Source organism: Gemmatimonas sp., from assembly GCF_044345575.1.
GTDB lineage: Bacteria > Gemmatimonadota > Gemmatimonadetes > Gemmatimonadales > Gemmatimonadaceae > Gemmatimonas.
Map to the genome: position 1 here is coordinate 1 of NZ_JBIJAW010000226.1, position 5,432 is coordinate 5,432.

Consider the following 5,432-nt stretch of genomic DNA (forward strand, 5'->3'; position numbering starts at 1 on the left):
ACACGGGCATCAACTACGAGGGCGCCGTGCACGGCTTCCTGCGCGCCCAGAACGATCCGCGTCCGACCAATCGTGACGAAGCGGAAGAGGCGGCCAACATGGCCGCCACGAAGGACGGCTGGCCGCGCACCATCGCGTTCCTGCGCAAGCAGCTCGGCGTGAAGTGAACTGACCGCCCGACCGCCTGCTGCGCGACCTACAGTTTGTGCGTCGATAGCAGCAGGCTGGTCTCGGTGTTGGCCACGCCCTTCACCTTGCCGATGCGCCGGAGCACCTCGTCGAACTCCTGCAGGGTGTCCGTCGCGAGTTCGGCCACGATATCCCACCGCCCGTTGGTGGTGTGCAGCGCCCGCACCTCCGGGAGCCCGCGGAGCGTGCGCAGCACCTGATCGGCGTCCCCCTCGGTGCGCACCATGGTGATCGCGCGGATCCGGTACGACGCCGCCTCGGGCGCGGTACGCACGGTGAACCCCAGCAGGACCCGCTGCTCCAGCAGGCGGTCAATGCGATTCTGGACGGTCCCGCGGGAGACCTGCAGCAGGCGCGCGAGGGTCGCCACCGGGGTGCGGGCATCCTCGCGGAGAAGCGCGATCAGTCGGGTATCGAGCGTATCCATGATGGTTTTCGGGTACTGATCAGCAGAGTGTCATTTATGGATAGCACTTTGCTCGCTTTTCTGGAATAATTGCGCAGGTTTCTGTCTTGTTGCTGGCAGGGGAAACGCCGCACTCTGTGGGTATGCGACCGTCATCCCACCCCACCCCCGCCAGCGGCGCCGTACATCTCATCGGCGTTCCCCTCGACCTCGGCGCCAGCCGCCGCGGCGTCGACATGGGGCCGTCGGCCATGCGCCTGTCGAGCCTCGTGGCCCAGCTGGAACGGCTGGGGATCGCCGTTACCGATACCGGCAACATCGTGGTCCCCGAGCGCGCCTCGCTCCCGGACACGCCGGCCGCCCGTCTCGAGGCCATCACGCGGGTCTGTCGGGACCTGGCGAAGCGGACCGCCGATGCGGTGCGGCACGGGATCCGGCCGCTCGTCCTGGGGGGAGACCACTCGCTGGCGGCCGGCTCCGTTGCCGGCACGGCGACGGCGCTCGCGGAACGCGGGCAACGGCTCGGGCTCATCTGGCTCGACGCGCACGCCGACCTCAACACGCCCGCCACGAGCCTCAGCGGGAATGTGCACGGGATGCCCGTGGCCCATCTGCTCGGCATGGGGGATCCCGCGCTCGCCTCGCTCTGCGGCGCGACGCCGGCGGTGCTCCCGGAGCATCTGGTGTACGTGGGGTTGCGCGACCTCGACAACGCCGAGAAGCGGTGCATTCGGGAGCGCGGCATCCGCGCGTTCACCATGCGCGACATCGACGAGCGCGGGCTGCGCGCGGTGATGGACGATGCGGTGGCCATCGCCACCCACGGCACCGGCGGCGTGCATGTGTCGTGCGATGCCGACTGGGTGGATCCGCAGGAGGCCCCCGGCGTGGGCACGCCCGTGCGTGGTGGGGCGACACTGCGCGAGGCGCATCTCGCCATGGAGATCATCCACGACACGGGGGCCATGCTCGCGATGGACCTCGTGGAAATCAATCCGATTCTCGACGCACGCAACGCTACGGCGGAACTCGCCGCCGACCTCATCGCCAGTGCCTTCGGGCGCCATATCCTCTGACCCGGAGCTCGCTCATGATTACCACGGCCACGATCACTCCGCGCCACATGGCATCGGTCCCCGGCCACGAGGCGATGTCACCGGTCACCCACGACTTCATCGACCGCGAAGACGCGTGGGGCGCCCACAATTACCATCCGCTCGATCTGGTGATCGCCGAAGCGAAGGGCGCGTGGGTTACCGACGTGGAGGGGCGTCGGTATCTCGACTGCCTGAGCGCCTACAGCGCGGTGAATCAGGGGCACTGTCATCCACGGCTGCTGCGTACGCTCACCGAACAGGCCGCGCGCGTCACGCTCACCTCCCGGGCGTTCCGCAACGATCAGCTGGGCGCGTTCTGCGAGGAATTGGCGCAGCTGTGCGACATGGAGATGGTCCTCCCCATGAATACTGGCGCTGAGGCCGTGGAAACGGCGATCAAGGCGGCGCGCCGGTGGGGCTATCGCACCAAGGGGATCGCCGACGGACGCGCGCACATCATCGCGTTCGAGAACAACTTTCATGGCCGCACCACCACCATCGTGGGCTTTTCGAGTGAGGCGGCCTATCGCGAGCAGTTCGGCCCGTTCGCGCCCGGCTTCACGCTCGTCCCGTTCGGTGACATCGATGCCGTTCTGCGCGCGATGACGCCCGACACCTGCGCCGTGCTGTTCGAACCGATTCAGTGCGAGGCGGGGGTGCTCCTGCCGCCCGACGGTTTCCTCCGCGAACTGCGCGCGCTGTGCGATGCCCAGCAGGTCCTGATGCTCGCCGACGAGATTCAGACGGGGCTTGGTCGCACGGGCACCCTGTTCGCCTGCGACCACGACGGGGTGACGCCGGACCTCTACATCCTCGGCAAGGCGCTGAGCGGCGGCTTCTATCCGGTGTCGGCTGTGGTGTCGCGGCGCGACGTGCTCGGCGTGTTCGGCCCCGGCTCGCACGGCAGCACGTTCGGCGGCAATCCACTGGGGTGCGCCGTCGCCCGGGAGGCGCTGCGCGTCCTGCGTGACGAGCAGCTCGTGGAGCGCTCAGCGCACGAGGGGCGCTGGCTACTGCAGCAATTGCAGACATTGCGGCACCCGGCCATCAAGTCGGTCCGCGGCCGTGGGCTGATGTGCGCGATCGAGCTGTACGAAGCGGCGCGTCCGTACTGCGAGGCGCTGCAGCAGCGCGGGGTGCTGTGCAAGGAGACGCACGGCACGGTGATCCGTCTGTCACCGCCGCTGATGGTAGCGCGGGAGGATCTGGCGTTTGCGGTGGGGGCGTTGCGGGAGGTGTTTGCGGCGGGGGGAATCGCGTTGCGACAAACAGCAGACGGCAGACGGCAGGAACCACAGTAAGCAGACGGGAGGACTGCGGTACGACAACACGGGTGCCAGCGCTTCGCGCGGCACCCGATATCCCTACCGCAAAGGAAATCGGGGGCGCCGCGCAGCGGTCGCCCCCGTTTCGTTCTACCGAATCACTCCGGTCTGCGTGCTGTGGTTCCTGCGGTCTGCCGTCTGCTGGTACAGCGCAGTCAGCAGTCCCGCCGTTACCGTTACCGGTTCAAGCTGTTATCCAGAAACGGCCGGTTCACCGCCGTCCCCGTAATCGGCAGCGTCATGTCACCGCGCGCCGTGATCGTGTACACGCGTCCCGGCAGAAACGATACCGCGGTCCGCGTGATCGCCGCGGCCGTGCTACCCGAGTTGCGCGTGGTCAGATCATACGACCCCGTGGGCACCCCAACGAAAGCGCCGGCCGCCTTGAAGGCGACGGCACCACCGACCTGGATTTCGGTCCCGGCCACCGGCTCACGCAGCGTGAGCTGCATGGCCAGCGCGTTGGGGCTGGCGTTCACGAAGCGCACGAGCGCCTGGGAGTAGTCGAGCGTGTCCGGGAAGTTATCCACCACCACGAAACCATCCGCCTGCTTGGTCATGGTGTTGTAGAACCCCGTGAGATACACCGAATACGCCTTCCCATCCTCGAGCGTGGCGGGGATGGTCGCGATCGGCAGGTTGTTGTCCACCGTCGCCGAGATGCGCCCCGAGAACGTCGTGGCCCCCGGGGGGAGCATGGTGTAGTTGTTGCCAGCGGCCACAGCGCCGTATGCCACCCCCACCGTGGACTCGACGCCGGTGGTGGAGGAGATGGCCGTAACCTTCGTGTTGCCGGCGTAGAAGTTCAGCTGCGGGGCGTTGATGCCGAAGTTGAAGAACTTCACGCGAGCGCCCTTGATGGGCGCGGTGATGGAGCTGATCTGCACAGCGTCTTTGTCGCAGCCGGTGAGCGCGACGAAGCCGAGCAGCAGCGCGAGGGAGCGGGAGAGCTTCATCTCGGTTACGGTTGAGTGATCCAGAGCGGCTTGGTATGGAAGTCGAGCGCGAGCCCGCCGATCTTGTCGAGCGCTGCGCGATTCCAGACGTATTCAGAGTTGAAGCGCGCCCGGATGCGATGCACGATCTTTCCGTCGTTGTCCGGGAAGAGCACCGTCGGAAGAACGAACCCGGGGTACACCTGCTGCCCCGTCTGGGGATCGAGGCCGGTGTAGTTGAAGCGGCGCATGTCCATCCACGTCTCCACGTGCCCCCAGCCCCACTGCGCGATGTACTTCTGCGTCATGATGTGGGTGAGCGTGAGGGCGCCCGTGCTCGGAATGATCGCCGGGCTCGCGAGGTACGCCGAGCGTTCCGCCGCGGTGATCTGCGCGACCGCCTGACCATCGTCGAGGTTGCGCGCGTTCACGAAGTCGAGGTGCGACGACACGCCGTTGGTGTACGCCTGCAGGGCCACCGCCCGGTTACCCGACCGGAACGCCGCTTCGGCCTTGATGAACTGCAGCTGGCTGTACGTCATGATCGGGAACCGGGTCCGATCGGCGAACAGATACCGCGACGGCTGACCGGCGCCTGCCGTACCAACGTAGCCGAACAGGTTGTTGGGCTGCTGGGCCGCCGGCAACGCCGTCGTCCCGACCTGATTATCTCGCCCGCGGAAGAGGCCGTCGGGTGAGGGGGCGAGCATGCGGCTCATGCGCGGATCCACCACACCACCCGTCGCCGTCCCGTTCATCAGATTCACGATGAAGTTGGTCTGGCGATAGTTCGTGAGGTTGTTGCGGCGCGGTCCCCAGAAGTTGGCGTCGGCGTTGTCAGCGCTCGTCCCGCTGTAGGCGAGCAGGGCATCATCCGCATTGCTCGCGAACGACAGGTCGACCGCCGCGATCACGTCCTGCGGACGGTAGCCTCCCTTGTTGCTGTAGTGGTTGAGCGTCATGGCCTTGAGGCCGTACGCGAAGCGCAACCACTTCACACGATCACCACCGTACACGCGATCGAAGCGGGCCAGGAACTGCTGGTTCACGGCGCCGTCGGTGCGCTGCAGGTTCTTGATCGCCTCGTCGAGCAAGCGGAGCGTTTCCTGGTAGGCGAACTCCTGCGAGTCGTAATCGAAGGTGAACCGGGTCTGATCGAACGCCTGCTTGATGATCAGCTCCCCGTGCACATCCGTCACCTTGAGCCAGCCCCAGGCCTGAATCGCCTGGCCGATTCCGAGCAGATCCCAGCGCTGCTCCGTCTCGGCGATCCTGATCATATCCACCAGGTTCTGCCCGATGGCCCAGTACACGTCGCGCCAGAGCTGGCCGCCGTTGTCGGAGCTCGGGTCGTACCCCATGCGGTCCCAGGTGCTGGCGAGCGTCGCCCCCGAGGGGAGCGTCCAGTTCTGGGTGTAGCGGCCGATGAAGCGGCCATCGAACTGTTCCGACGTGGCCACCCAATGCAGGATCGGCGGCA

The 5,432-nt window shown here is 66.8% G+C and carries 5 protein-coding genes; 2 read left to right on the plus strand and 3 right to left on the minus strand.

All coding sequences use genetic code 11. From position 1 onward, the window contains the following. Window positions 1–196: 196 nt before the first annotated feature. The gene (locus ACIQ6O_RS12205) at window positions 197–616 is read right to left on the minus strand and encodes an Lrp/AsnC family transcriptional regulator (protein ID WP_396208066.1); all 420 of its coding nucleotides are present in this window, start codon (window positions 614–616) and stop codon (window positions 197–199) included. A 122-nt stretch (window positions 617–738) separates the two neighbouring features. Between ACIQ6O_RS12205 and rocF the strand changes: the two genes are divergently transcribed. Together rocF and rocD are read left to right on the plus strand one after the other, a co-directional pair. Next, a complete protein-coding gene (gene rocF / locus ACIQ6O_RS12210) occupies window positions 739–1,671 on the plus strand; it encodes an arginase (protein ID WP_396208067.1) in 933 nt (310 codons plus the stop codon). A gap of 74 nt (window positions 1,672–1,745) precedes the next feature. Beyond that, the gene (gene rocD, locus ACIQ6O_RS12215) at window positions 1,746–2,993 is read left to right on the plus strand and encodes an ornithine--oxo-acid transaminase (protein ID WP_396208070.1); all 1,248 of its coding nucleotides are present in this window, start codon (window positions 1,746–1,748) and stop codon (window positions 2,991–2,993) included. A gap of 200 nt (window positions 2,994–3,193) precedes the next feature. Here the strand turns inward: rocD and ACIQ6O_RS12220 are convergent, their stop codons facing one another. Together ACIQ6O_RS12220 and ACIQ6O_RS12225 are read right to left on the minus strand one after the other, a co-directional pair. Further along, a complete protein-coding gene (locus ACIQ6O_RS12220; protein ID WP_396208068.1) occupies window positions 3,194–3,973 on the minus strand; it encodes a DUF4397 domain-containing protein in 780 nt (259 codons plus the stop codon). A 5-nt stretch (window positions 3,974–3,978) separates the two neighbouring features. After that, window positions 3,979–5,432 (minus strand): RagB/SusD family nutrient uptake outer membrane protein (locus ACIQ6O_RS12225; RefSeq protein ID WP_396208069.1); only part of this gene is annotated, 1,454 nt, incomplete at its 5' end.